19 protein-coding genes are annotated in these 25818 nt (G+C 45.6%); 6 read left to right on the plus strand and 13 right to left on the minus strand.

The genetic code is table 11. The annotated features are described in order from the left end of the window. Window positions 1-29: 29 nt before the first annotated feature. The 5 genes from QT994_RS13335 to polA all read right to left on the minus strand — a co-directional run bounded on the left by QT994_RS13335 (window position 30) and on the right by polA (window position 8914). Window positions 30-1766 (minus strand): calcium-binding protein, encoded by a 1737-nt coding sequence (locus QT994_RS13335; RefSeq protein ID WP_333175195.1) that lies wholly within the window; start codon window positions 1764-1766, stop codon window positions 30-32. Between the two features lie 506 nt (window positions 1767-2272). Then, complete coding sequence (locus QT994_RS13340) at window positions 2273-3988, minus strand: ATP-binding protein (RefSeq protein WP_333175197.1); 1716 nt, start codon at window positions 3986-3988, stop codon at window positions 2273-2275. 259 nt (window positions 3989-4247) lie between these two features. After that, window positions 4248-4769 (minus strand): hypothetical protein, encoded by a 522-nt coding sequence (locus QT994_RS13345; RefSeq protein ID WP_333045509.1) that lies wholly within the window; start codon window positions 4767-4769, stop codon window positions 4248-4250. Between the two features lie 552 nt (window positions 4770-5321). After that, window positions 5322-5894, minus strand: a complete 573-nt coding sequence (locus tag QT994_RS13350; protein WP_333175200.1) for a thermonuclease family protein — start codon at window positions 5892-5894, stop codon at window positions 5322-5324. An 11-nt stretch (window positions 5895-5905) separates the two neighbouring features. Then, window positions 5906-8914 carry a DNA polymerase I gene (gene polA / locus QT994_RS13355; RefSeq protein WP_333175202.1) on the minus strand — a complete coding sequence of 1003 codons (3009 nt, stop codon included), beginning with the start codon at window positions 8912-8914 and terminating at the stop codon, window positions 5906-5908. Window positions 8915-9328: 414 nt separating this feature from the next. Between polA and QT994_RS13360 the strand changes: the two genes are divergently transcribed. Next, window positions 9329-9595 carry a hypothetical protein gene (locus QT994_RS13360; RefSeq protein WP_333175204.1) on the plus strand — a complete coding sequence of 89 codons (267 nt, stop codon included), beginning with the start codon at window positions 9329-9331 and terminating at the stop codon, window positions 9593-9595. Between the two features lie 302 nt (window positions 9596-9897). Beyond that, window positions 9898-10557, plus strand: coding sequence for a LuxR C-terminal-related transcriptional regulator (locus QT994_RS13365; RefSeq protein WP_333045513.1), 660 nt, complete (start codon window positions 9898-9900; stop codon window positions 10555-10557). A 23-nt stretch (window positions 10558-10580) separates the two neighbouring features. Here QT994_RS13365 and QT994_RS13370 read toward each other — a convergent pair whose 3' ends face one another. Beyond that, window positions 10581-12560, minus strand: coding sequence for an ATP-binding protein (locus tag QT994_RS13370; protein ID WP_333175207.1), 1980 nt, complete (start codon window positions 12558-12560; stop codon window positions 10581-10583). A 515-nt stretch (window positions 12561-13075) separates the two neighbouring features. Between QT994_RS13370 and QT994_RS27835 the strand changes: the two genes are divergently transcribed. Both QT994_RS27835 and QT994_RS13375 read left to right on the plus strand, forming a co-directional pair. After that, window positions 13076-13279, plus strand: coding sequence for a transposase (locus QT994_RS27835; RefSeq protein ID WP_445243904.1), 204 nt, complete (start codon window positions 13076-13078; stop codon window positions 13277-13279). 24 nt (window positions 13280-13303) lie between these two features. After that, window positions 13304-14776 carry a J domain-containing protein gene (locus tag QT994_RS13375; protein ID WP_333175209.1) on the plus strand — a complete coding sequence of 491 codons (1473 nt, stop codon included), beginning with the start codon at window positions 13304-13306 and terminating at the stop codon, window positions 14774-14776. A gap of 79 nt (window positions 14777-14855) precedes the next feature. Here the strand turns inward: QT994_RS13375 and QT994_RS13380 are convergent, their stop codons facing one another. The 3 genes from QT994_RS13380 to QT994_RS13390 all read right to left on the minus strand — a co-directional run bounded on the left by QT994_RS13380 (window position 14856) and on the right by QT994_RS13390 (window position 20615). Then, window positions 14856-16541: an EAL domain-containing protein gene (locus QT994_RS13380; RefSeq protein WP_333045516.1), complete on the minus strand. Its 1686-nt coding sequence runs from the start codon at window positions 16539-16541 to the stop codon at window positions 14856-14858. Next, on the minus strand, window positions 16541-18913 hold the full coding sequence (locus tag QT994_RS13385) for a PAS domain S-box protein (RefSeq protein WP_333175211.1): 2373 nt from the start codon (window positions 18911-18913) through the stop codon (window positions 16541-16543). The genes QT994_RS13380 and QT994_RS13385 overlap by 1 nt, the downstream gene beginning before the upstream one ends. Before the next feature lie 511 nt (window positions 18914-19424). Beyond that, window positions 19425-20615, minus strand: coding sequence for a WD40 repeat domain-containing protein (locus tag QT994_RS13390; RefSeq protein ID WP_333175213.1), 1191 nt, complete (start codon window positions 20613-20615; stop codon window positions 19425-19427). Window positions 20616-20867: 252 nt separating this feature from the next. Here QT994_RS13390 and QT994_RS13395 point away from each other — a divergent pair, with 252 nt between their 5' ends. After that, window positions 20868-21242: a DUF1257 domain-containing protein gene (locus QT994_RS13395; RefSeq protein WP_333175216.1), complete on the plus strand. Its 375-nt coding sequence runs from the start codon at window positions 20868-20870 to the stop codon at window positions 21240-21242. Between the two features lie 46 nt (window positions 21243-21288). Further along, window positions 21289-22149 (plus strand): DUF6920 family protein, encoded by an 861-nt coding sequence (locus QT994_RS13400; RefSeq protein ID WP_333175218.1) that lies wholly within the window; start codon window positions 21289-21291, stop codon window positions 22147-22149. A gap of 239 nt (window positions 22150-22388) precedes the next feature. Here the strand turns inward: QT994_RS13400 and QT994_RS13405 are convergent, their stop codons facing one another. The 4 genes from QT994_RS13405 to QT994_RS13420 form a co-directional block, all read right to left on the minus strand. Then, window positions 22389-22952 (minus strand): Uma2 family endonuclease, encoded by a 564-nt coding sequence (locus QT994_RS13405; protein WP_333175220.1) that lies wholly within the window; start codon window positions 22950-22952, stop codon window positions 22389-22391. Between the two features lie 50 nt (window positions 22953-23002). Then, a complete protein-coding gene (locus tag QT994_RS13410) occupies window positions 23003-23275 on the minus strand; it encodes a helix-turn-helix transcriptional regulator (RefSeq protein WP_333175223.1) in 273 nt (90 codons plus the stop codon). 49 nt (window positions 23276-23324) lie between these two features. After that, window positions 23325-24857, minus strand: coding sequence for a threonine ammonia-lyase, biosynthetic (gene ilvA, locus QT994_RS13415; RefSeq protein WP_333175231.1), 1533 nt, complete (start codon window positions 24855-24857; stop codon window positions 23325-23327). A gap of 83 nt (window positions 24858-24940) precedes the next feature. Beyond that, complete coding sequence (locus QT994_RS13420) at window positions 24941-25762, minus strand: MAE_28990/MAE_18760 family HEPN-like nuclease (protein ID WP_333175226.1); 822 nt, start codon at window positions 25760-25762, stop codon at window positions 24941-24943. Window positions 25763-25818 lie beyond the last annotated feature (56 nt).

The following is a 25818-nucleotide window of genomic DNA, read 5'->3' on the forward strand; positions in this document are numbered from 1 at the left end:
TGATTTCACAAATGACCACTTTACTATCTCTAGACCGAGATGAAATCTTCAGAACCAATGAGATTGGGAGCAACACCTATCAAAGAAGCTAAAACTTCACCGCTGCTGGTTACTGTAATTAATGTGCCGTCAGTTCCCGGCGAAATTGATAGCTGTCCGAAGGTCAAGCCATTGATTAATTGCACGGTATCTTGAGACTTGACGAAATTAACGATTGTATCAACTCCCAATCCGATACCTAAAACAAAAACATCGTTGCCCCCACCGCCGACTAGAATATCGTTTCCTAAACCACCATTGAGAGTGTCGAAACCTTTGCCACCATTGAGAATATCGCTGCCGTCGCCCCCGACAAGGATATCGTTGCCTCGCAAGCCCATAAGTACGTCATTCCCTTCCACACCGTTGATGATGTCGTTGCCGCTGGTGCCAGTCAGGATGTCGTTGTCGGGACTGCCGTTGATGCTGTTATCAGGAGGGTTATTGCCTGGAGTGCTGCCGGTGTCAGAAACAAAGACATCGAGGCGGCTATTGTAAGTAAAGTTAGTATCCCCCGGTACTAGGTTACTGGCCTCAGATGAAAACGCTACTCTCTGCCCATCTGCAGAGATGGAGGGCTCAAAAGACCCGTTGTTCCCCTGATTACCGGCTGAGTCAACTGAGACGCGGGTGGTGGTATTTGTCAACAAGTCCCGCACGAAGATGTCGTGTCTGTTGTTAGTATCCCCCGGCACGAGGTTGGAGGCAAGAGAATCAAACGCCACAAACCGCCCGTTGGCTGAGACGGAGGGGCTCAAAACGGAGTAATTGTTCGCCTGATTGCCTGCTGAGTCAACAGAGACACGGGTGGTGGTATTGGCTAGCGTGTCCCGCACGAAGATGTCAGGGTTATCGTTAGTATCCCCCGGCACGAGGTTTGTGGCACCAGACCAAAATGCCACAAACCGCCCGTCGGCTGAGATGGAGGGATCATAGGACCCGCTGGCTTTCGGGGAGGAGTCGTAGGACTCCCTGTTGGCTTGATTGCCTGCTGAGTCTACAGATACGCGGGTGGTGGTATTCGTCAACAAGTCCCGCACGAAGATGTCGCCGCTATTGTTAGTGTCCCCCGGCACGAGGTTTGTGGCATCAGACCCAAATGCCACAAATCGCCCGTCGGCTGAGATGGAGGGATAGTCGGAATACTGGTTCCCCTGATTGCCTGCTGAGTCTACAGATACGCGGGTGGTGGTATTCGTCAACGAGTCTCGCACGAAGATGTCGCCGCTATTGTTAGTGTCCCCCGGCACGAGGTTTGTGGCAAAAGAGAAAAATGCCACAAACCGCCCGTCGGCTGAGATAGAGGGAGCGGAGGAGCCTGCATTCGCCTGATTGCCTGCTGAGTCAACAGAGACGCGGGTGGTGGTATTCGTCAACGAGTCTCGCACGAAGATGTCGCCGCTATTGTTGGTGTCGCCCGGTACGAGGTTTGTGGCACTAGACCCAAATGCCACCAACTGCCCGTTAGCTGAGAGAGAGGGCTCGGAGGAAAAGTTGTTCCCCTGATTGCCTGCTGAGTCAACAGAGACACGGGTGGTGGTATTGGCTAGCGTGTCGCGCACAAAAACATCACCGCTAGCGTTAGTGTCCCCCTGCACGAGGTTGGATGCTGGAGATTCAAACGCCACAAACCGCCCGTCGGACGAAATGGAAGGATAGGATGATATCGAGGCGCCTTGATTAGCCTGATTGCCTGCTGAGTCAACTGAGACGCGAGTAATATTCATAAGCCCTGATATTTCAATAGTCCGAATGTTTTTATTTCGTCGTCTGAAACCCTCGATTTTTCGTTGATAGCTCGATCGCCTTGGAGCATTGAAACCCTTATTCTACGGTTGGTAATCAAAAACTGTCCGAAGTATTGATATTTAAGAGTACAACTTTGGAGATCGGTTTTGCGATCGCACCGCAATTGGGTGGGGCTATTTACACTTTATGACCAAACCGACGAAAGCGGTTGCTATATCAATACTTTTTAAAATTTCTCTCTTCCTTCCTCCCTTTTTCTTTTTCCTTGAACATCTGCCTCCTGACTATTGACGAATGCTCAATAATTAATCCGTGTATCCGTGTCAAAATCCATATCTTGCCTGACCGAAAGCATCCAGGATACAAGCCCCCGGATTCCTCCGTGGAGAAATAAACAACCTGTATCCGATGAAACTTGCCCCCCGAATTTATCCGTGAGGTTAATGCTTCAATTCTTTAATCTAAAATCTAAAATCGATTGACTTCATACCTGCATCACCACCCGTTCCGGGAGACTAACAATAAAAGTTGAACCTTTACCGTCCTCGCTTTCAACGCTAATTTCGCCGCCGAGAATTTGACACAAACGCTGGCTAATTGTCAATCCCAAACCCGTGCCTCCGTACTTGCGGGTAGTCGAAGCATCAGCTTGGGTAAAAGGTTTAAATATCTGCTCTAATTGCTCGTCCGTCATGCCGATGCCGGTGTCGCTGACTCGAAACATTAAAACTTGAGAAGTGTAGTTGGAACCCGAGTGAAAATCATTATTTTTATTTTGTTTCGCCGATCTTGATTTTTCAATTTTAATTCTTTCCACGCCGATAGTAATGACGCCTTTTTCGGTAAACTTGGCAGCGTTGCTGAGCAAATTGAGGAGAATTTGTCGCACTTTAGGTTGGTCGGCGTACATTGTGCCGAGTTCGCCTTTGGTTTTCAGTGCTAAAGCATTACCTTTTTTTTCTACTAGCGGTTGAGCCGTAGTCATCACTTCTTCAATCATCGTTGCCACGTCGAAATTTTCCAAATAAAGCGTGACGTGACCGGCTTCTATTTTGGAAATATCGAGGATGTCGCTAATCATATCCAACAGGTGTTTGCCTGCGGTTTGAATTTTTTCTAAGTCCGGCAGAAAGTCTTCTGAACCGGAATCTTGAGCATCTTCTTGCAGCATTTCGCTGTAGTTAATGATGGCGTTGAGGGGGGTGCGTAGTTCGTGGCTCATGTTGGCGAGAAATGCACTTTTGGAGCGGTTGGCAGCTTCGGCGGCTACTTTTGCTTCGTGCAATTCTTCTGTGTATTCCGCTACTCTTTGGATTAGTTCGTTGAGGGAAATTGCTAGCATTCCCACTTCGTCGGAAGTAGTGACAGGTACTTGCAAATCAAAGTTCGATTCTTCTGTGACTCGCTGAGCGATGAGGGTGGTGGCTTCTAAGGAGCGAGCGATCGCCCCGCTGGTGTATGCTGCTAGAATTGCTGCGCTCGCGGCTGATATCAAGAGAGAGCCAATGAGAATTAGAGTTCCGAGTTTTTCTGCTTTGTCGTAGGTACTCAATGCCTCGTCTGCTTTCTCGCCAAAGCTGCCGGCCAGTTTGGCTGAATCCTGCGAAAACTGTTCGAGTTTCAAAGCGGTTTCGCCCGCCACAAAATTGTTCAAATTCCGCTGAAAAGCCTGCTGCTGCTTTGGATTTAAACCAGATAATTTCGCATTCGCCAACAATTTTTGTACTTCTTGAAAGTATGATTCTACTGTTTTGCCGTTGACTTGAACGAACTGTTGAAGCAGTTCGTAGTCTTTGGCCACCTCGGGATTCTTTGTCGGTGGAAAGGTTTGCAGTTGTTCGAGGATGCCGCTCATCTGAGCAACGCGAGTCAGGAATTCCGAGCGTTCGCGATCGAAAATTTGCGGTTTTGCCGTCAGACTCGCCAGCTTTTGCTGGTGAATTCTGACTTCCTGTACCGTACTATTGAGGTTGGTCAGGATTTCCCCTTTATCTCGGTCGATCGCCAGTTTTTCTCGAACCTGCTGTTTGTAATAAAATTCTACTCCCCGTCCCGCCACAGCACCCAAAACGGCAATACCAATGACCAAGGCGTATCCGCAGCCAATTTTCTGCCTGATACCCAAGCGACTGAACAGATTTCTCCAATCTGTTTGAGGAGGGTGATGGGGTTGATTTTTCGAGGCTAAGGTTGAAGACATGGGCAATATACTCGTCACCCTGAGAGGCACTATCTATATTCTAATTGATGCCTGCGTGAGGGTAAATATAGTTTTTCATCCCCAACCAAATTTCGGCACTTTCGGGTCTGTGCAGGGTTCCACTGCTTTCTCTGCTTGACAGTTGGGCGAAGTTGTGAATAACTAATTAAAATTTACGAGTTATAAGTTGCAAGTTATGAGTTAGATTTGTTATTCACAACTTAACTCTACTCACAACTCACAACTTGTAAGTTCTCCTCTACTGGCAAAGTCGAAATTGTGCTATCTCAGCAGGAATTTGGGAAGCATTAGGTACGCTCGCACTTGCTGGAACGAAGATTCCCATGCCAAAACTGCAACCCTCTGCCGTCGTGCATTCCCCAGGCTTAGCAGTGATTTGATATTCGCCTTGGGATGGGGGAGTAAAAGAGATTGACGCCAGTTCGCCTGTTTTTTGACTCACAGCGATTTCCTGACCACTTGCATCCTTGAGAGATAAGTTTAAATCCTGACAATTTCCGTCGCAAGTGGCAACAAAAACATACTCCACATTAGGATGCAGTGTGGCTCTAAAAGGAGAGGAAACGTGCTTGCGAACTTGACCCAGCAACGGCACAAATACTAACTTTTGACCGTTGCCTTTCCGCTGGTCAACTTCTGTTTTCAAGCGACAAATAACCGTTTTTTGGTTTTCGGTCAGTTCTTGAGCAATCGCATTTCCTACTATTGCAGTACCGAGCATCAGCGCCAGGCCGGAAATAACCAGATGTTTGAAATTCATTGATGTCCCTTAAAGTTATTTTTGGGTAATTGCAATAGACCGCTTTTGTCAGCAGTCTATTAGTTTATCTGGAGCCTATCACATTTGTTGACTTTTCCAAAAAAACAGGTCGGAGAAAAGTGCGATCGAACTCATGGCTGGTTTTAGATTAATTTGGCGTCAGCTATCGCCGAAACTCCACAGATTGCAGACCGTAGGAGCAGAACCTCGTCCAGATTGTATTGTACTAAATTAGGACGATCGACATCTGGCTCTAGAAACCCGGTTTCTGGGCGGATGCGGAGCAGCTAAACCTAAGATTTATAGTAGAGACCGGGTTTAACAAGACCTGAATGAGTCCAAGACTGTAAATATCTGATACAGGTTCCCCGATTCCAGACCAACAACATAATACCAATTAAAAAAAATATTGCTACAATCCTCAATCTTATACCAATTATTAAAAGTCCTAGCTCCCCGTCAGGACACGGCAGTGCCGTGTCCCTACTCAAAATCCATCCGTTAAAGCCGTAAATGCGTTCTACAATCCATTGCCTAACTTCCTGCTTCCGATCATTTATCACTCTTCCGAAAGTTCCACGCGGGAACAAACTTAGAGTCTCCCCAAACGCCGCGGCGACTTTTCTTAGCTTCGGCTTCGGCTTGTTCCAGAACACTTGCACTCGGACAGTTTTTCAAGTAAGGACGGTAAACCATTGCTAATCCTTCGCGGATCAAAACTTCTTGGGCAAGTGTACCATCTGGCAAGCGAACTTCGCTAACTTTGCGACCGTAGCGGTCAGTATCGGTGACGGTCAAAACAACGCGACCCCCCCCTTGTTTAACTAGCTGCTGCATTCTTTGGTGCGCTAGATTTCCCCACTTAAATTGATTTTTTTGTGCAGATGCTTTGCTATTTTTCTCAGCATTTGTGTGGGCGACTTCCGGTGCATCTACACAGGCAAAACGCACTTTAATATCTTTCCCGGCGGCATCGCTAGCGACAAGGGTGTCGCCGTCGCTGACTCGCTTGACAGGATAGTTGTTGGGCGCTAACTTTTGTGGACACCCGAATAGTAGCAACAGGAGAGCAACTGCACTTAAGGCTTTTATTTTTGGGAAAATGGCGATTTTAGTTTGGCTCATATTTCTGTGTTTTATTTAGTTTCCATCCAATTTTGCCCAGCGTGGATGTCAACTGTTAGGGGTACGCTAAGTGGGAGAGCATTTTCCATCGCCCTTCTAATTTTCGGTTGCAATTCTTCCCATTCATCGGGAGGTACTTCAAAGATTAATTCGTCGTGCACTTGCAGCAGCAGCCGCGCCTGATAGTTTTGCAAAATTTTGTGTACCTCAATCATGGCAAGTTTAATGATATCAGCACTAGAGCCTTGAATCGGAGCGTTGGCTGCCGCGCGCAAAGATTGGGCGTCATCTCTGCTGACAGATTTAAGTCTATCGGAGTGAATGTCTTGGGGATTGCGGCCTTTTAAGTCGAGGAGGCTTTCGCTCTCGAATTTTAAATAGCGGCGGCGGCCTAGAATTGTGGTAACGTAGCCGAGGGCGATCGCCTCTTTTTTTACTTTCTCCAAAAATTCAAAAACCTTACTGTAACGCTCGTTAAATCGCTTAATAAACTCTTTGCCGTCTGCTGAAGTTTTGCCCATCGAACGACCAAACTTAATCGCCCCCATACCGTAAATTACCCCAAAATTAATCGTTTTGCCAAACCGTCTTTCGTCCGGGGTTACTTCCTCTTTTTCAAACAACAGTTGAGCTGTTACGGTATGCACATCTCGGTTATTTTGGTAAGCTTCTACTAAAACAGGTTCTTGACTCAAATGAGCCAAAATTCGCAGTTCAATTTGAGAATAGTCAGCCGACACCATCAGCCAACCTGACTCCGGCAAAAATGCCTTGCGAATTTGCCGCGAAAACTCGGTGCGAATGGGAATATTTTGTAAATTTGGATTGGAAGAAGAAAGCCTTCCCGTACCCGTTGCAGTTTGGTTGAAATCTGTATGCACTCGCCCGGTATCCGCACGCACTAACTGCGGCAAAGCATCGACATAAGTTGATTTCAACTTGGATAATGTTCGGTGTTCTAATAAATCGTCTACAATCGGGTGATCCCCTTGCAATTTATCCAATACAGCGGCGTCTGTAGAGTATCCCGTCTTAGTTTTGCGAGACTTTTTCTGAAACTGATCCGGGATTTTTTCTAACAAGATTTCGCTGAGTTGTTTCGGGGAACCTAAATTAAACTTTCTCCCCGCTGCTTGATAAGTCTTTTCTTCTATTTCTTTTAAGCTCTTTTCTAGCTGTTGCGATAGTTCTTGCAGATACTCTGAATCAATGCGAATTCCGCAGTATTCCATTTCTGCTAAAACTGGTTCTAGGGGCTGTTCTACTTCCAGCAGCAACTTGTGCAAAGACTTATCGGCAAAGTTATGTTCATCAGCTTTATCTAATTCTGCTCTAAGTTTACCTACTAACTGAAATGTGGTGTGAACATCCATGCCACAGTAGTCGGCTACCGCCGGAATACTGATGTCAGCAATTGTTTTGTTTTTGGGTACTAATTCATTGTAACTTTTTGCGACAATACCTAAGTATTTTCTTGACAATTCGCTGAGGCTGTGGCTGGTTTCGGGATTGAGTACGTAACTCGCTAGCATGGTGTCGAAGACTACTCCGGCTAGTTTGATTCCCTGACACCGCAGGATCGATCGATCAAACTTAGCATTTTGCAGCGCCTTGGGATAATTCTCGCTTTCCAAAATCGGACGCAAAGCATTTAAAACTGTAGCTTTGTCTAAGTTTTTGCCCGTTTTATGTCCGGTGGGAATGTAAGCAACATCCTCTTCGCCTGTTCCCCAACAGCAGCCAATTCCGACTAATTCGGCGTCTCGCGCTTCGATGGCGGTGGTTTCGGTATCCCACGCCACGGGTGAGGCTTTGTCGGTGAAGGTTTGCAGCAGTTGGACTAATTCGTTTAACTGTTCGGTTGTTTGAATTATTCGGGGTTTAATGGGTAATTTGTTTGCTTGCTGGGCGGCTTTGGTTTCTGCAGGACTAAAAAACGACAAGTCGTCGTCTTCTGAACTTTCAGAAGTTGCAGGTGACTTATCTATTGTGGGGAGTAAGGGTTGGGCATCGGGTTCGCCGTTTTCTACTGTGTCTTCTACACTCTTTTCTATGGTTTGTTCTACGCCCTTTTCTACGGTTTGTTCTACACCGCCGAACCGTTTTTGAATTTGCTTGACTTTGCTTAAAAATGTCTTAAATTCTAATTTTTCCAGCATCGGGATCAAGGCGGATTCATCAAAACCTTTGAGCTGGCAATTTTCTAAGTCTACTTCCAAGGGTACGTCTTGGACAATTGTCGCCATGCGTTGAGAATGATAAGCAGCTTCTTTGCCTTCTTCTAGCTTTTTCTTAGTTGCCCCTTTAATCTCATCGATGGCTGCATAAATTCCATCAAGGGAATTGTAAGCTTCCAGCAATTGCAGTGCGGTTTTGTCGCCGATGCCTTTAACTCCGGGGATGTTGTCGGATTTGTCGCCGCAGAGGGCTTTGTAATCTACTACTTGTTCTGGCAAAATGCCGAGTTTCTCTTTGACTGCTTCCGGGCCGTATTCTTGGGATTTGCCTTTTCCCGATCGCCGGAGCTCATCGGTACTCAAATACAATACGCTGATTTGTTTTTCGGTTTCTACTAATTGAAACAAATCTCGATCGCCCGTGAGGATTTTGACCTGATAACCGGCCGCGCTGGCTTTGTTTGCCAAAGTTCCCAAAACATCGTCTGCCTCAAAACCGGGAGCAGTTATTGCAGGTAAATTCAAATAGGTGAGGAGTTCTTGGAGGTTTTTGATATCCGGCTTAAAATCTTCCGGTGTTTCGGCTCGACCGGCTTTGTAGGTGTCGTCTGCTTCGTGGCGAAATGTGGGTGTGGCGAGGTCAAAGGCGATCGCCATGTACTGGGGGTCGTGGGCGGCCATAACTTCCAGCAGCGACTTGAGAAAGCCAAAACAGACGCTGGTGGGAATGCCCGTCGTAGTTCGCAAGCCTCCGTCTCGACTTTTGGCAAAGGCGAAGTAGGAGCGAAAGGCCAGGGAGTGGCCGTCAACTAAGATGAAGGTGGGAGCTTGATTTTCCGACACTGACACAGATCCCGATCGCACGAAAGTATCTTCTCATTGTAGCTATAGCAGAAGGATGTCTGATGTTTTGAAGTAGCTCATCTTTGCACCAACTCTTGTAATGCCAAAAAACAGTGGAGTATGGAGTAGATATCTGGGTAAGTCCGACCAATTGCAACGATTCTTGCTATTCTGCGTCGATTTTACTCGCTCGCCTAAAATATCTCAAAAGGTTTGTCTACTAGGTCTTTGGGATGATTAATTTTTCAAACCCCTGATTGCCGCCCCTCTCCCCCGAAAAAAATCGCTCTCCTTCTAAGTCGTTTTCTGAACGCACTTGCGTAAACACGCAATATTATTTGCGCTTACTCCCCTATCAACCGGAAGACTGGACTGACAGAATGAAACTATCTACTTTATAAACAGGTCTGAATCATGAACAAAGTAATGGTTACGCTCATCTCTCTAGCTACCCTTGGGCTAGGCATTGCTGTTCCCCTCCAAGCCAATGCTCAGCCTATGAAGCAAACAACAAAAGTTGCGCTTGTATCCCAACATCGCCATGAATACCGCGTCCAGTATCACCGCCCTAATGAAAAAAAATGGATAAATGCTGGCACTTTCCGAGATCGTGTAGCTGCTAACAAAGAGGTTCAAAAACTAGAGCATAAAGGTTATAAAGCCAAAATTGTAACTCTGTAGACTTATACAATAGAGGAGGGAGAGAAAAGGCGAGGGCTACTCGCCTTTCCCCTCATGATTATCATTATCAGTAAAAGCTCACGTTATAGGCCAATACGGTTCAGTTAAAACTATTTATTCCTCGGAGATCCCCCTAAATCCCCCTTAAGAAGGGGGACTTTGAGAAAGTTCTTGTCCCCCCCTTTTTAAGGGGGGCTAGGGGGGATCGAGCTTAACTGAACCGTATTGCGTTATAGGCAGTCTAAATAGTCGTGAAAACGAGTCTGCTGAAGAAATGATAAAATAGTTATGGCGGTCAAACTATGAGTTATCAAACACAACGCTTTCTGGTCATTGAGGATCACCCTGAAGTCGGTCACAATAATTGTGATTTTTTGAGAATGATAGACCCTCAGTGTTCCTGCATTATTCAGGAAACCCCTGAAGAGGGAATTGAGCAACTCAAGCAAGAGAACATAGATTTAGTAGTAGTTGACTTACAATTTGGGACTTTGACAGGGGAGGAGTCAGCCAAGCCAGGTTTAGCGCTACTCAACCACATTTTTGAGCATCACCCTCTGTTAAATGTTCTGGTCTATACCAGCGAACCAAGCTATTTAAGGCAAGTCCTGAAGCAAATATTTGAACATCAAGGGGGATTTGCTGTCGTTAATAAAATGGAAAGACGGAATGCTTTTCTAGAAGGCGGTCGTAATGCTTTAGCTGGACAGTGTAAGATTCCTCGTAATTTAATGAACGAAATGCCATTGACTGATAAGGATAGAACGGTATTGGACTTGTTATGTAACCAAGCCCTTACAGATCAGGCAATTGCAGATCGGATGCATATATCCCTCAAAACAGCTCAGAACTACGTCCAGAGTCTCAAAGCAAAACTGAATGTCGATCAGCTTGATGGTCAACTTACTAATACCAGAATCGCAGTTTGCATGGAGGCAATTAAACGTAGGTTGATCGGGTAGTTATACCCTTATTTGTTATCAAATTATGGGGTGTCCATCGTCCATTCAAGTGTTACCTGCATCCCACCTTCTTCTAATGGAACCCTTTGCCAAGCCCCATTTGGGATCTCAGCGGCAATAGTTTTCATCAGTTTAGTGCCATATCCACCACTACGACGTTTCTTGTGAGGAATATCTAATAAGATAGGGGTTAGGCTAGTTCCATTATTCTCGATCGCTAATCGGCACTGATGATCTTTTTGAGTAAGCGAGACTGAAACTTGCGTGGCCGATCCGTTTGGAGGTTGGGCATGGCGAATCACATTAGCGATCGCTTCTCGAAAAAAGCGAAAGATATCCTCTCTCGAATCAATCCAAGCACTATCAGATTTGGGTTCTCGCAAGGGTTGTAGATGCTCTTTGACACTCAGGGTTAATTCTCTTGAGTCAATCAGTTTTTGGAGCCATTGGTGTATCCCCCGATCCAGTCCTGATTGCAGCTCTGGTGTAATCTCTAGCTTTTCTGCAATTGTACGTGTGCTGCTGAGCTGATTGCGAAGAGCAAGCCCAACTGCTTCTAATCGATCTAAGATTGAGTTAATCACGGGAGATGGATGACTGAGGGCTAGAAGTTCAATACTATCCATTGCCAATTTGAGTTCTTGAAGGGGGCCATCATGAATGTCTGTTGCGACTCGATGGAGGAGTTTCCGCGATTGCAAAAGAACAGCCTGTCGCTCAGCTAATTTCTGCTGTTGTTGGATAGACTGCCTGAGAATTGAATAAATGGCTACACATGAACCTGTTCCAACCCAACCTAAGATGGGGATGGATAATGGAAGAATTAACCCTTGATAGAACAAGATAAAACTTAAAGCTACATAGCTTCCTACCAAGAGCGGCAGAAGCCAGCCAACCAGCAGATGAACAGGTATAAGTTTATGCTTTTTGCCGGGCCTAAGTATATATAGGCTTATGAAGTCAAGACCCAAAGTTGTGATTATGTAGTCATACCAATTCGGGATTCTTGTCAGAAATGAATGGGTCATCAAACTAGCTATTTGATTAGCTTCTACTTCTGCAATAGACATCTCCCCAAAAGGAGATAGTTCTCGATAGGTTTCAAATCCTTTCCCTTCGGGAAGATCGATTAATACAAGTTTATCATGGAGCTTCTGAATAGATTGGGGTTCAAAGGAAGGATTACAGTGTTCTATCTCTAGCTGAGACGAAGGACATTGAAAATGAATATCAATACTAGGAAATGTATCAGCAGAACCCCAGAAGTTCATTTGAAAAGATAAAAGAGTTTGTAAATTGGTAATTCTTTGAAAACCTTTGAGATTTCCTGAGTTCCTATAGAATTTTTCTAAGGCCATCGTTGCCACAGATTTAACCTTATGATGTATATTAATATCTGGATCATCTTCATAGCTAAAATAGGAAAATAGCTCGGCTTTTCGAGCTGGGCTGTCTAAGCTTTGGGGATGTGATCCATATCTGAAGTAACTTACTATCTGCTCTGGGGGAATAGAGGGATTTATACTTTCATTATCGAAAGGAAGTAAATTATGATAATCATTTATGACTGAAGTTTCTAAGGGTAAGTTACTTGGACGAGCCACCAAAACAATCTGGTTTGAATATTTACTAATCAACTCTTGAAAGGGATGTTCTAACTGAGTATCTGTATCAAGCTCAATGTACTGGATCATTTGAGTAGGCAAATTTATGACTACAAGCTTTGCACCACTGTTGATTAAGCTTCTCACTAAAATTGCATAGAAAGTATTCAGTTTATATAAGTTATGAAAGTTATATCCTAAAAGGGCAGGCTGCTTGATCTTAAGCAGTAGAATTTCTTTTGGCATAAGCCTTGGTTTATGCAGTCGTATTAGATGATCTTGAATGTCGAGTTCCATTTTATTGAGCATAGGTAAATTGCTAGATACTGCACAGTAAAACAAGCTCCAAGCAGTTACTAAGCCAATACCTATTGCTGGACGATATCTGATAGTATTCATTCGATATTTATATTATTTATTTGTTGCGTGCAGTCAATATAAAATTGTTGGCTTGGGTGGAATTAGGTTTAAAATTATACACAAATCTTGTGAACACTGTCTCAACCCCCAATGAGCCAATTTTGTACTAATCGTTGCCTCATAGATAGTACCATTCAAATAAAACTCGTATATTGAACGGACATTATTGCCGTCAATTTATAGTTTCAATTTAACCGAGCCTCCTTGTCCAATACCATCAGTAATTCGTCCAGCCCCAATCCAGACTTAGGTTGCTGTGGCTGGGATATCTAACAGACTCAATAAAAGTAAAGTTTGGCATACAATACGAGATGCAAAAGGAAGCATGAGCCATTTATTCTTAGTTCAAGAGTACAATTCTGACATTGGCTTTTGAGGGCAAATTGTCTTCTCCAGTATATAGCAATTCACGGTTTGGTGAGGTACACCTAAATAGCTGTAAAGCTTATAGAACCCATTGGGGATCTCTGATGATGAGCTAAGATCAGAAAAAAATGTCGTACTCCCGCAGCTTAACCGATAAAGAGTGGGAACTCATCGAGCCATTATTACCACGAAACAAGAAAACCAGACCGCCTACTCAGTCAAAGAGAGAAATCTTGGATGTTATCTTCTATGACTCGCAAGCGGTAAACGCACGGGTGGTCAGAAACCGGGCTTTTTGCATCATACTTCGTTACAGCTCGCAGAAACGGTAAAAAACCCGGTTTCAGAAGGTTGTGATGCGTAAGTCCCAATCTCAAATCTCCAATCTCAAATTGCTTGACTGTGCAGCTTGGCTGAGAATAGTACAAGATGTTAAGTACGATTCCCTGCGGGATAGCTTCGCTTCACGCAAATTTACCAACAACTGCCGATCGAAGCCTATGGGTGACATTAACCGATGCTACGAAATCCTCGAAATTGAGCCGGGAGCTTCCTTAGAAGAAATTAAGCGCGCTTACAGGGATTTAGCGTTTGTGTGGCATCCCGATCGGTTTGCCAACAACGATCGCCTGCAACAAAAAGCTCAACAACGATTAACAGAAATTAATGAAGCTTACGAGCAGTTGGTGTCGTTTCTGAGTCAGCCTGAATCATCGAGGTCGATCGAAAAACAGTTTCCGCAGCCACCGCCCCCTGCGCCGGAAAAGCCGCTGAGAAGGCGTTCTGGAAAATCAGCCACCAGGTCTGGTTCCCAGCGTCGTCAAACCCGCCCAAAAGCCGCCTCCAAAAAATTTCTCAGTCAAAAAAACTCTTCAAGCAAGAAACGATTTACCACTCACAATCGCCAAGCATGGCGGGGAAGAAAGCAACCTGGGCGAAGCGTTGCGAGGGAAGCGCGGACATCTCAAAACTATCCAAAGCTTACCTCGAAAAGGAAAAAAGAATTTTCAACTCAATACTCAAAACCGCCAAGCCCGCCGAGGGAAGTGCGGCCATCTCAACAGTCTTCAAGCTTCCCTTGGTGGCCGCTGGCAATCGCCGTGGCGAGTTACGCTTTGACCGGTTGGATTTTGACGAAATCAGACGCCCCGCTGTGGATGTGGGCTTTAATCTGCGGTGCAGATTGGCTGTGGGCCGCGATTTTGCTGGCGGAGGGTTCGGCAACGCCTAGAGTGTGGCTGGCGGCGTTAGTTTTGGCTGGGGCGGTAGGGGGGTCAATCGCGGGTTTTCAGGCGGGAGGAATGCGAACTGGGGCTGCTTGGGGGGCAGTTGGGGCTGGTTTGGGGGCGCTCGCCAGTTCCGAGGCCGAGTCGCGGGCTGTGGCTGCTGTGTTGGCTGTAGGGGGAGTGGTGACAGTGGTGGGATTGATGGCGGGAACGGGTTCTGGGAATTGGGTTAAGGCGTTGGTGGCGGCCGTGTGTTGGGCGATTGTCGGCTTGATGTGCGGGCTGGCGGCGGAAGTAGGGGTGAATTCTGGCGGCCCCGTCGGGCTCTCTGGTGCGATCGGGCTGGGGATTGGGGCGTGGGCGGGGGTTTTGGCTGGGGCGGGTTCGGGGAAGATCGTCGAAGCCTTGGCTATCGCTGGGTTTAAGAAGACTGTTTATGGGGCTTGGGCTGCGATCGGCATTATTGCTGGAGTTGTGGCGCGGATGGTAGCCGCAGAAAGGTTGATCCACACTAGCAGTGGGCTTTACACGGTTATCCTGTTGGTGGCTACTTCGGGTTTCGGGCTGTGGCTGGGAAGTTGGTTGGGCGATCGTATCTTTTAAATTAGTCAGTTGTCAGTTATCAGTTGTCAGTGGGCAGTTGTCAGTTATCAGTCAACAGTCAACAGTCAACACTCAACAATCATGAGGATTGCAACCGGAATTGATCTAAATCCCAGCACTTATCGCTTTTCAGCAGAGCTTCAAACTCAGCCATTGGTAAAGCGTGACTGAAAAAATGACCTTGAATTTCGTCGCACTCGTTCTCGCACAAAAAAGCAAGTTCCTGCTCATTTTCTACCCCCTCAGCAATCACCGTCATGTTCATGCAATGTGCCATTTGAATAATAGCTACTGTAATGGCTGCATTTTGGCGATCGTCTGCAATATTGCGAATAAAACTTTTGTCAATTTTAATCGCATCAAACGGAAAGCGTTTCGGATAACTCAAAGAAGAATATCCCGTTCCAAAATCATCAATTGCTATCCTAATACCCATATCTCTCCACACCGTAAAAGCTTGAGCTGCTGCCGTTTCATCTTGCAAAATCAGACCTTCCGTCAATTCTAATTCCAGACATTTAGGATCGAGATTAGTTTCTCTCAAAATCTGGCTCACTCTCTCCGTCAAATTTTTTCGTTCAAACTGGCGGGCTGACACGTTGACGGCTACCCGCAGCGGAGGCAAACCCTTTGTTTGCCAAGCTTTAGTTTGCCTGCAAGCAGTCTCTAATACCCATTCGCCCAGCGGTGCAATCAAGCCCATTTCTTCAGCCATTGGAATAAATTCCCCCGGGGAAACTCTGCCCCTTTGTGGATGATTCCAGCGTACCAAAGCTTCAGCACCAATAATTTTACCTGTTTTAATTTCTATTTGCGGCTCATAGTAAACTTCAAACTCCGAGCGCTTTAAAGCATTGCGGAGACAAGTTTCTTGAGTAAAAATATTTATGGAACTATCCGCAACTTGTGCAGTATAAAATTGATAGTTGTTTCCACCTTGTTGCTGAGAAGTGTACATAGCTGTATAAGCATTTTTCAGCAATTCGTCTCCATCGCTGGCATCGCTTGGAGATAAAGAAATGCCCATACTCGCCGTGACGTAAAGTTCCGATTCTTTGACAATCATAGGTTGGGCTACAATATCTAAAATATTTTGAGAAATCTTAGCAGCCTCCTTTTTTGTAGCAACGGGTTCGATAACAATGGCAAATTCGGCAGCTTCCAAACGAGCCAGAATATTAATCTTCTCCGTGCATTTACTCAGTCGCTGGGCAACTGTGCAAAGTACCAAGTCGCCGATCTCGTGTCCCAAGGTACTGTTAATCCGGTTAATTCTATCTAAACTGAAAGTGACAACGGGAATCATTGCTGACAATTCTTTTTGCTTGTCTAACACCTGCCTTAACAGTTCTCGCAACAGCAAACGATTGGGCAAGTTTGTCAAGCTATCGTACTGATGTCGGTGGAGAGCTAATTGAATAGTTGTGTGCAAGTTTTTTTCGTCAAAGGGTTTTATAATATAGCCGAAGGGTTTTGTCCCATTGACGCGCCGCAAAGTGTTTTCGTCAGCATAAGCTGTCAGATAAACTACAGGAATTTGAAAGCGCGAGCGAATTTCTTCTGCTGCTGTAATGCCATCGATTTCTCCTTGCAGCTTAACATCCATCAAAACTAAATCAGGTCGAAATTCTGCGGTCGATTCAATCGCTTCTTCTCCCGAATAGACAATACCAGTTATTAGATATCCTAAAGATATTAGACTGTCATAAATGTCTTCCGCAATGATACTTTCATCTTCAACTATCAGAATTTTGCTTTGTAACATTAATTTTGCTCCTTAGAGGGCAATTTGGGTTTTGAAAATGTTATTTTAAAACTCGTGCCTGCTGTTTCTAATAATTCTATTTTTCCGCGAATTTGCTTGACCAAAGACCCGACCAGTCGCAAACCCAATGTTTGGGTCTTTCGATAATCTAAGTCTGGAGGAAAACCAATTCCGCTATCGCTCACGGTTAGCACGCAAACCTTGTTATTATCTAAAGTAAAATCTATTTGAATTTTACCTTGAGTTTTTCCTGTAAAAGCATACTTTAGGGAATTGCTCACCAGTTCGTTGATAATTAATCCGCAAGGAACTGCTGTATAAATATTTAGCGAAGACGGCGCAATGGTTGCTTCTAACTTGATGCCATCTGCCTGAATTTCATAAGCTTGGAATAAATTGTGGGAAAGATTTTGGATATAGTCAGCAAAGTCAATGTCTGACAAGTCTTTTGATTGATATAATTGTTCGTGAACCAAAGCCATTGATCTCACCCGGTTTTGACTTTCTTTTAACATTTCGATAACACGGGCGTCTTCAATGTAACGAGACTGAAGTTTCAGCAGGCTAGAAATAACTTGGAGGTTGTTTTTGACGCGGTGGTGAATTTCTTGGAGAAGGACTTCTTTTTCGACGAGGGAGGCTTTGATTTGCTCCTCATCCCGTTTGCGATCTGTAATGTCGCGTACTACTGCTTGGAAAAATTTTTGTGCGTTAATTTCCATAGCGTTTAACAGAACTTCTGCAGGGAATTCTGAACCGTCGAGTCGTTTGTGTACCCAGTCAAATCGACAGCTACCTGTTTGCATTGCTGTGTCCATTCTCTGGGTCGCTAAACTCGCTGAATCTTGTCCGTTAGGCTGAAATGGCGGTGAAAATTCGCTCGGATGCTTACCGTAAAATTCTTTTTTGTTGCTACAGGCAAATATTTTTAAAGTGGCGGGATTGCAGTCAAAAAAACCATTTTCGTCAAGCAACATTACTGCGTCGCTGGTAGCCTCATAAAGGCTGCGAAATTTGTGTTCTGATTCTTGCAGCGAGCAGATTAATTGGTTTTTTAGAGCGGTAGCACGCTTGCGCTCGGTAATGTCTATTCCTACAGAAACTGCTGCGCTTCCCTGATGGTATTTCTGAGCTACTATCAAATAGTTGCGGAGGAGACCGTTAATTTCTATTTCTATTTCTTGGCAGGTTTGCTGAGATGAAGTGTCAAAAAATTTTCCGATCAGTTCTCCAAAAGTCGAGCCTTTGTCGAGAAAGTTGATTTCTTGACCGACAAAGCTTTCAGGAGACAGTTTGAACGAGGTTGCTAAGTGCTGGTTGACTCGAATATACCGCAAATTTGAACTTACCCAAGAAATCATCCCGGGTACGGCATCCAAGACTGCGCGAAGTTGGTCTGTAGCTTCTTGGAGTGCTTCTTCCGATCGCAAGCCATCGCTAATATCTGTCGCCGTTCCGCACAGGCCTAACATAGCGCCGTTTTCAGCTTGGTTGACGATGCTGTTGACGCCCAGGTGGAGGGGAGTACCGTCTTTACAAATGTGTACTGTTTCGTAAGGAGAATTAGCGGTTTGTGGCTGAAGTTTAGTTCTCGCTAAAAGTTGGGCAAATATTTCTCTTTGGCTGGTTTTTTGTTCGGACACCAAAAACTCGGTGAAGCGGCTGCCGAGCATTTCTGGCGGTTCGTAACCGTAGATGCGTTTGGTGGCGGAATTGACAAAAGTCAAGAGGCCTTCAATATCGATCGACCAAATCAATTCTTGGGAGGTTTCTAGGAGGTTGCGGTACTTTTTTTCACTTTCCGCAAGTGCTGCATTGAAGAAAGCAGTCTGCTGCTGAAGTCTGTCTTCTAATTCTTGATTTGCCATTTCCAGAGTTGCGATGGACTGCTCGCGCTCGGTAATTTCAGTAGAAACACTCACTGCCCCAACCACTTCGCCGTTTCCATCTCGCAGCGCTGCCGATCGAATTTCGTGAATAAAATGCCTCTCTCGGACGTTCCAAGTACGATCGTTTCCTGCTAATACCTCGGCAATATTTTCTAACATATCTGGCTGGCTGCTGTAAACTTCAAAAATCGACAGCCCGACAGTTCCACCTGGTTTCAGTCCCAAGTTTTCTAATCCTTTGCCTGCTGCAAGGGTTAACTTGCCGTCTCTGTCGGTTGCCCACAGGAAAATTGGGGCACAACTGACGGCGGCCTGAAGGGTTTCGTTGGCTTGTTTGAGCCGATCGATTTCTGCGTGAAGCAGATCCTGGGTGGTGTTTAATTCTACCGTTAGTCGATCGGCTTTTTGTTGCCAACTGGCAGCAGTGTCGCACATTTCTGCGGGATAGCGGGAACGACAGAGTGATTGGTTGCAGTGTGACATGGTTACTCTGGGGCGCATTTTATATTTAACCCCAGCCTATCTTTTAAGCATAAACTTTTTAAGTCAAATATTACAATTAGCAGGAATACTCATCCGACCCCTATGCGATATATTAAAGCTACTTTAAAGAATTCAGAAATAGCACCTCGCTCAGGCTTTTGGGCGACCGTTTACAAAGTGATAATAAGCTGAATAATGCCTACTAATCAGTATTGTTACCGTAAGTATTTGTAGTAATGCAAAAACAAGTTCCGCAATCCTCGGCTGGCACAATAACTGGAATTATAAATTTATTATATTTGTTTGCGTAGATTCACGCACCAAGGAATCGGGAATCTGGAATTTGTAAATATAGCCAGCGCCTGAATGGTTAGGAGGTACTTAATTTGTGAAAATCATGAGGTCGATTTCCTCTTCTTTCTGCCTTCTGCCTTCTGCCCTCTTCCCTATTCCCTATTTCTTCCATCCGCTACATCCGTTACAGAATCCGTTGCCGAACTTCCTTCTTTCTTCAATTAACTCCCCAAATTTTGACAGTTTTGTCTAAGCTACCACTGATAATAGTTTCACCATCGCAGCTAAAAGTAAGACAAGTAACAGAGTTTTGATGTCCGCTAAGAGTGTGGATATGTTCGCCGGTACTGGCATTCCAAAATTTGATATTACCATCAGCACTAGCGCTGACAACAGTGCGTCCGTCGGGACTAAAGGCGATCGCATTTATCGAGTTAAAATGCCCTGCCAAAGTGATTGAACTATCTGGATTCGATAGCTGCCGCAGTTGAATGTTTCTGTCCCACCGGCCAGTAGCCAAAGTCTGGCCGTCTGGGCTGAAAGCCAGACAATTCGCGTAACCCTTAATTGTTTGGGAGCATTCTCTGCTGCGGAGGTTCCACAGCTTAATTGTACCGTCAGAACTGCTGCTAGCGAGAGTTTGTGCGATCGGGCTAAAAGCAAGACTAACAATTCCTGCTTTATGAGATCCCCAAGTTAAAAGGCTGCTAAAAGTACAGATTAACTTTCCCGTCTCTAAATTCCAAATTTTGATAGTAGTATCTGCCGAACCGCTGGCGATAACTTGACTGTCGGGACTGATGACAATTGCGGTAATTTCCCCTTCATGTCCGAGGGAAGTATGCTGCAATTCTCCTCCCTGCCAAATTTCGATCGCACGATGTTTCGGAGTATTTCTGCTCCTCACAAAAACTTCGCTTTCTTTACAAATGACAAAAGTTTCTTGAGCGCGGGGATACTTGTCAAAAGTATAGAGTATTTCTCCTGTATCTACATCGCAAATTCTAATTATTTTCCCGTGCAAACTCGCCGTGCGATCACCTCCGGGACTAATCGCAAGATTTGTCCCAGTTTTGACACTGCGGATGCAGTCAAAAAGCTTATAAGGCACGAAGTCTTTTAAAGCTTGGCGCACTAGAGGTTCTGTCCTCGGTCGCAAAATTAAATAAGCAATTCGCTGCACTTCTGCTGCGGGGTCAAGCAGCGCCTCAATTGCTAAATTTAAACCAGCGCCTCCGTATTTAGGAGCGTCTTTAACAGCGGCAATCCGAGCCTCGATACTAGGACTGTTGAAGCGCTGCTTGACTCCGGCGATGCCTCCCAAAACAGCGCCGGCGATCGGGATTTGACTTTGGCCGCCGAGGACGGCATCATATTCTCTGGGTTGGTTAGAATTGTCGGCTATCATACGATTTTAGATTTTAGATTTTAGATTTGAAGAATTGGAGGATTGAATAAAGCGAACTCACGGATGAATCGGGGGAATTGTTATCGGATACTATGTTTTTAATTTCTGCACAGATGAAGCCGGGGGATTGTAACTGGGCTGCTTTCGCTGACGCTCAAACCAAGTTTAAGATCGCAACTTCTAACTTATTGACTGTTGCAGTTTATAGTATTATAATCAAATCAGCGTTTCACACAAAAATCCGAAAGTGATATGTCACACTTCACAACTATCAAGGTTCAGATCAAGAACGGCGAACTGCTGCATCAAGTGTTGGAAGAGTTGGGTTATCAAGTAGAGTCCAATGTGCAGGTACGAGGTTATCAGGGTGACAAAACTAATGCCGAGTACGTGATTCGGCAATCCAATGGTTACGATTTGGGTTTTCGTCGCAGCGGAGAGGATTACGAATTGGTGGCGGATTTTTGGGGCGCTCGAATTAATCAGCAGGAATTTGTCAATTTAATTAGTCAAAAATACGCGCGCAAAAGTTTGATGGCGGCGGTGCAGTCAGAGGGTTTTCATGTTGAAGAAGAGGAAACTTTGGCAGATGGAACCGTGAGAGTTGTAGTCGGTAGATGGGTTTAAGACTGGCGCTTGATTAACTCGTTTTTAGGTATCAAGAGGAATCACCATGTGGCGATCGCCGATCGTACTAATTATCCTGGCGCTTGTAGTTGGCATTGTTGGCGCGATCGCCCTTGGAGCATACCGCTGGCATCTGGGTACCAAGGAACTGCGAGCCAATCTGGAATCTGCACGTTTGCCGATTAAACCTCTCACATTTGATGCGCGGGAAATCGCCGATTTACCCCAGCCAGTGCAGCGCTACTTTCGCGCGGTGCTCAAGGATGGACAACCGCTAATTGCAGCAGCGCGGGTTTCCCACGAAGGCACGTTTAACATGAGCGAAACCGCAGAAAAATGGAGCGCCTTCACCTCAACTCAACTCGTAATTACTCAGCGCCCTGGCTTTGACTGGGACGGACGAATTGCCATGATCCCCGGTATCAATGCGTTCGTTCATGATGCCTACATTTCTGGCGAAGGCATCCTCCATGCAGCGCTGCTGGGGCTAGTGACTCTGGCCGATATCCGCGGCACTCCAGAAGCTGCACAAGGGGAACTGATGCGCTTTTTCGCGGAGGCTGCTTGGTATCCGACGAGACTGCTGCCGAGTCAGGGTGTTCGCTGGGAGGCGATCGACAATTCTTCCGCCAGAGCAACGCTACAGGATGGCGACACCGCTGTTTCCCTGGATTTCCGCTTTGATGAAGCAGGGCTAATCACCAGTATCCGCGCCGAGGCCCGCGCCCGTACAGTTAACGGGGGGCTGCTGTTTGCGCCCTGGCAGGGCCACTTCTGGGACTACGAATTGCGAGACGGTATGCGGATTCCCCTCTCCGGTGAGGTGGCCTGGCAACTGCCTGATGGCTCGCTATTGCCCTACTGGCGCGGCCGCATCACGAATATTGCCTATGAGTTTGCACGATGATTCTAGTTTGTGTTGTAAACGGCTATTAGCAAAAAAAGTTAATTACCCATGAACATTACAGAGTTCAAGACAGCAGTAAGGGAACTTCCATAAGGAATATCATAGGGCCGCGCGATCGCAACTAAAATGCGATCGCGCGGCAATTGCTCGATGCCTGGATGATGCAACTATCAGTCAAACAACCGGACTCAGTATTGAGTATCTGCGGAATTTGCGATCGGCTCGAAATTAGAGTCCAGTTATCCACCTACTTTCAGCCACCCAAAAACCTGCTCCACTGTCAAATCTAATGTTAAAAAACTTGGCACGGGCAAGCGATCTTGTCCCGTTAACTCAACTGGTTCTCGTCCGGGAATAAATGCTAAAATAAACCGTTCCTCTGGATCGATTAACCATCCGAGCTGAGTCCCGTATTTCAAACAGTGTAAAATATTACTAATCACCTTAGTTGCTTTCTGGTCTGGGGATAAAATTTCTACTGTCCAGTCGGGATGAATTTCAAAGGAATTCGGAACTTCGCCATCCGCTTCAAAAGTGATTCTATCCCAAGCAAATACTGTAGCATCAGGTACAATAGAACGCCCGCCAAAAGTACAGCGCAATTCGGGAAAAGCAAGAGCAATTCGTTCTGTTTCCCCAACTAGATTAACAGCGTTGCAAAACTTGAGTTGCAAACGAGAATGTTTGCCTTGAGGCATAATCTTTTGGTGAATGCGTCCGTTAATAAATTCACTTGCAGGTTGAGTTTCCGGTAGTTTGAGGAAAGCTTCGAGAGTGAGAGAAATTGGAAGTGCTGCTGTCATCGCTTTGAATTCGGTGTCATTGCCACTCTGTCATAATTTTATCATTAACTCTATTCTATGTTTGTAGGCCGATCTACCTCACCCCCACCCTCATCTTCCAAAATCTCACCCAAATAGCGCTGCACAAACTCCCGCGCTGCATCTATATCTAGCAACTTTAACGCCACCACCATCTTCACGAGGGTATTTCCAGTGGGATCGATCGGCTCGTTAAACCAACGATAGCCAACAGAACTTCGCACACCCATTGCGATCACTAATTTGTTTTGGTTAATGCCATAGGTGTTCAGCGCATCTCTCAGAACTCGACCAGCTTTTCCCATGCACCCCTTATGTTTGGGAATCGTGCGATCGCCCTTTCCCCAAAAAACCCTACCTCAAAAACAACTTATAAGCCGGATTTTGACTCTCATCCCCATACTGATAGCCCAGCGTATCCAAAAAAGCCTGCCATTCCTTCATCTCATCCGGCGGTACTTGAATTCCCACCACAATTCGCCCGTAATCAGCCCCATTATTTCGATAGTGAAAAACGCTGATATTCCAGTTAGGGCTCATCGAACCGACAAACTTCATCAACGCACCGGGACGTTCGGGAAATTCAAAGCGATAAAACAATTCGTGATCTGCCAGCATCGAACGCCCGCCCACCATATGCCGCACGTGCAATTTCGTTAATTCATCATCAGTTAAATCCAAAGTCTTGAAGCCACAATCTTCAAAACTTGCGGCTATCTTCACCGCATCGGCACGGTTTTGAATTTGTACACCGATAAAAATATGTGCCTCTTTCTCATCCGCGATTCGATAGCTAAATTCAGTTAAATTGCGTTTGCCCAGACATTCGCAAAACCTGCGGAGACTTCCCGGTTGTTCGGGAATTGTGACTGCAAAAATGGCTTCGCGGCGTTCGCCAAACTCGGCTCTTTCTGCTACAAAACGCAGCCGATCGAAATTCATGTTCGCGCCGCAAGCAACAGCAATTAATGTTTGTCCTGTGATTTGTTCCCGTTCGACGTAAGCTTTCGCACCTGCGATCGCCAAAGCGCCAGCAGGTTCTAAGATCGATCGCGTATCTTCAAAAACATCCTTAATCGCCGCGCAAACATCATCCGTATCCACCAAAATAATCTCATCCACATACTCCTGACACAAGCGAAAAGTTTCCTCCCCAACTTCCCGCACCGCAACGCCGTCAGCAAATAAACCCACCTGCGACAAAGGCACCCGTTTACCCGCTTTCAGCGATTGATTCATTGCATCGGAATCCACCGGTTCGACGCCAATAATCTTAATTTCCGGCCGCAACCGCTTGACATAGGCAGCAATTCCCGAAATCAATCCGCCGCCGCCAATTGCCACAAAAATCGCGTGAATTGGTTTTTGATGTTGCCGCAGAATTTCCATGCCGATCGTACCCTGTCCAGCAATCACGTAGGGGTCATCAAAAGGGTGAATAAAAGTCATACCTTTTTCCGCCTCTAATTGGCGCGCAAAGGCGTAAGCATCATCGTAAGCATCCCCATGCAAGACTACCTCTCCACCACGGGCTATCACCGCATTTACCTTCACCTGCGGCGTAGTTACGGGCATGACTATGATCGCGCGAGTTCCCAGGTGGCGGGCTGCGAGGGCGACTCCTTGGGCGTGGTTGCCGGCGGAAGCTGCAATCACACCTTGTGCTAGCAAATCCGGCGACAGTTGCGCCATTTTGTTGTACGCACCTCGCAGTTTGAAGGAAAACACCGACTGCATATCCTCTCGCTTCAGCAAAAGTTTATTGTTGAGCCGTGCTGATAGGTTCGGGGCGCATTCTAGGGCTGTTTCTTGAGCAACATCGTAGACGCGGGCGGTGAGGATTTGTACCAGGTAATCGCAAAGCATGGGGTTAGCAGGTTGGTTGATGCCGGATGGTGGGATAATTGTACGGCACTTGTGTTAGTATTTTGCGGGGAATTGGCGATCGCAGTTCGCAGTTAACGAAAGATTCAGTCAACTTGGTTTGATTTAGTTACATAAATAGTCAATCCTATTCTGGCATCCCGATCGAACTTTAACCCTACTTCTGCCTCCGAGGTTATTTCCACCTGATTGTGGGAAATATCATTAAGCTGAATGCTCTCAATTTTAGGAGAGTAGCAGTACGACAATTCATCATTAACTAAAACTAGAAAAACACGTCCTCCTACAGTTAAGGTAACTTCCTGAACTTTGGCTACGCCTGCTTGTGGCTTTTTGAACCACTCAGTAATTTTTCCAATCTCCCTTACCAGCCCTCGATCGATCTGGCGTAAAATTATATTGTAGGTGACTAAATCGGCAAGGGATTTACATAAAGCCTCAACAAAATCACCTAAGTCCAACAGTTCTTGAGTTCCCAAAATCTCATCTGTAGAGCCGTGTGCTGCTTTATTTCGATAGTCAACCAGTTGTTTTAGTTCTCCTTCTGCCGTGTTTTGACTGCCGCGAAGTTCCTCTACAAAATATTTAATTTCTTTGTGGTTAATTACCCATTTCCACGCCTCATCAATCCCAGCATTTTTCAAAACTGTTTCTAGCACTTCCTTCCGTAAATTTTGCTCGTGCAATAGGAAAGCATCAGGAAGTAGTTCGTATTTTCCAGTGTCAGTAATTCCACAGGATAATCCTTGCACTACTTTCTCAACTGAAAGGTGTTGAAACCTATTCTTTTTGATGTCAATCAATAAACGCCCTATACCCTCTCGATGGGTATTTTGGATTTTTTCTCCCAAATCTGAATAAGCTGTTGTGCCTTTAAATAGGGTATCATAAAAAATGAGTTTAGTCAATCTCTACAAAAATGCCAGCTAAAAACCATCTCACTCCCCAACAAATAGAGAAACTA

The sequence above is a fragment of the Microcoleus sp. S13_B4 genome (assembly GCF_036700885.1).
In the GTDB taxonomy this organism is placed as follows: Bacteria; Cyanobacteriota; Cyanobacteriia; order Cyanobacteriales; family Microcoleaceae; genus Microcoleus.

Excerpts from the sequence above, each read along its gene's own strand:
- QT994_RS13335 (WP_333175195.1), bottom strand. The coding sequence starts at position 1,766 with ATGAATATTACTCGCGTCTCAGTTGACTCAGCAGGCAATCAGGCTAAT.
- QT994_RS13340 (WP_333175197.1), bottom strand. The coding sequence starts at position 3,988 with ATGTCTTCAACCTTAGCCTCGAAAAATCAACCCCATCACCCTCCTCAA.
- QT994_RS13345 (WP_333045509.1), bottom strand. The coding sequence starts at position 4,769 with ATGAATTTCAAACATCTGGTTATTTCCGGCCTGGCGCTGATGCTCGGT.
- QT994_RS13350 (WP_333175200.1), bottom strand. The coding sequence starts at position 5,894 with ATGAGCCAAACTAAAATCGCCATTTTCCCAAAAATAAAAGCCTTAAGT.
- QT994_RS13360 (WP_333175204.1), top strand. The coding sequence starts at position 9,329 with ATGAACAAAGTAATGGTTACGCTCATCTCTCTAGCTACCCTTGGGCTA.
- QT994_RS13365 (WP_333045513.1), top strand. The coding sequence starts at position 9,898 with ATGAGTTATCAAACACAACGCTTTCTGGTCATTGAGGATCACCCTGAA.
- QT994_RS13370 (WP_333175207.1), bottom strand. The coding sequence starts at position 12,560 with ATGAATACTATCAGATATCGTCCAGCAATAGGTATTGGCTTAGTAACT.
- QT994_RS27835 (WP_445243904.1), top strand. The coding sequence starts at position 13,076 with ATGTCGTACTCCCGCAGCTTAACCGATAAAGAGTGGGAACTCATCGAG.
- QT994_RS13375 (WP_333175209.1), top strand. The coding sequence starts at position 13,304 with ATGCGTAAGTCCCAATCTCAAATCTCCAATCTCAAATTGCTTGACTGT.
- QT994_RS13380 (WP_333045516.1), bottom strand. The coding sequence starts at position 16,541 with ATGTTACAAAGCAAAATTCTGATAGTTGAAGATGAAAGTATCATTGCG.
- QT994_RS13385 (WP_333175211.1), bottom strand. The coding sequence starts at position 18,913 with ATGTCACACTGCAACCAATCACTCTGTCGTTCCCGCTATCCCGCAGAA.
- QT994_RS13390 (WP_333175213.1), bottom strand. The coding sequence starts at position 20,615 with ATGATAGCCGACAATTCTAACCAACCCAGAGAATATGATGCCGTCCTC.
- QT994_RS13395 (WP_333175216.1), top strand. The coding sequence starts at position 20,868 with ATGTCACACTTCACAACTATCAAGGTTCAGATCAAGAACGGCGAACTG.
- QT994_RS13400 (WP_333175218.1), top strand. The coding sequence starts at position 21,289 with ATGTGGCGATCGCCGATCGTACTAATTATCCTGGCGCTTGTAGTTGGC.
- QT994_RS13405 (WP_333175220.1), bottom strand. The coding sequence starts at position 22,952 with ATGACAGCAGCACTTCCAATTTCTCTCACTCTCGAAGCTTTCCTCAAA.
- QT994_RS13410 (WP_333175223.1), bottom strand. The coding sequence starts at position 23,275 with ATGGGAAAAGCTGGTCGAGTTCTGAGAGATGCGCTGAACACCTATGGC.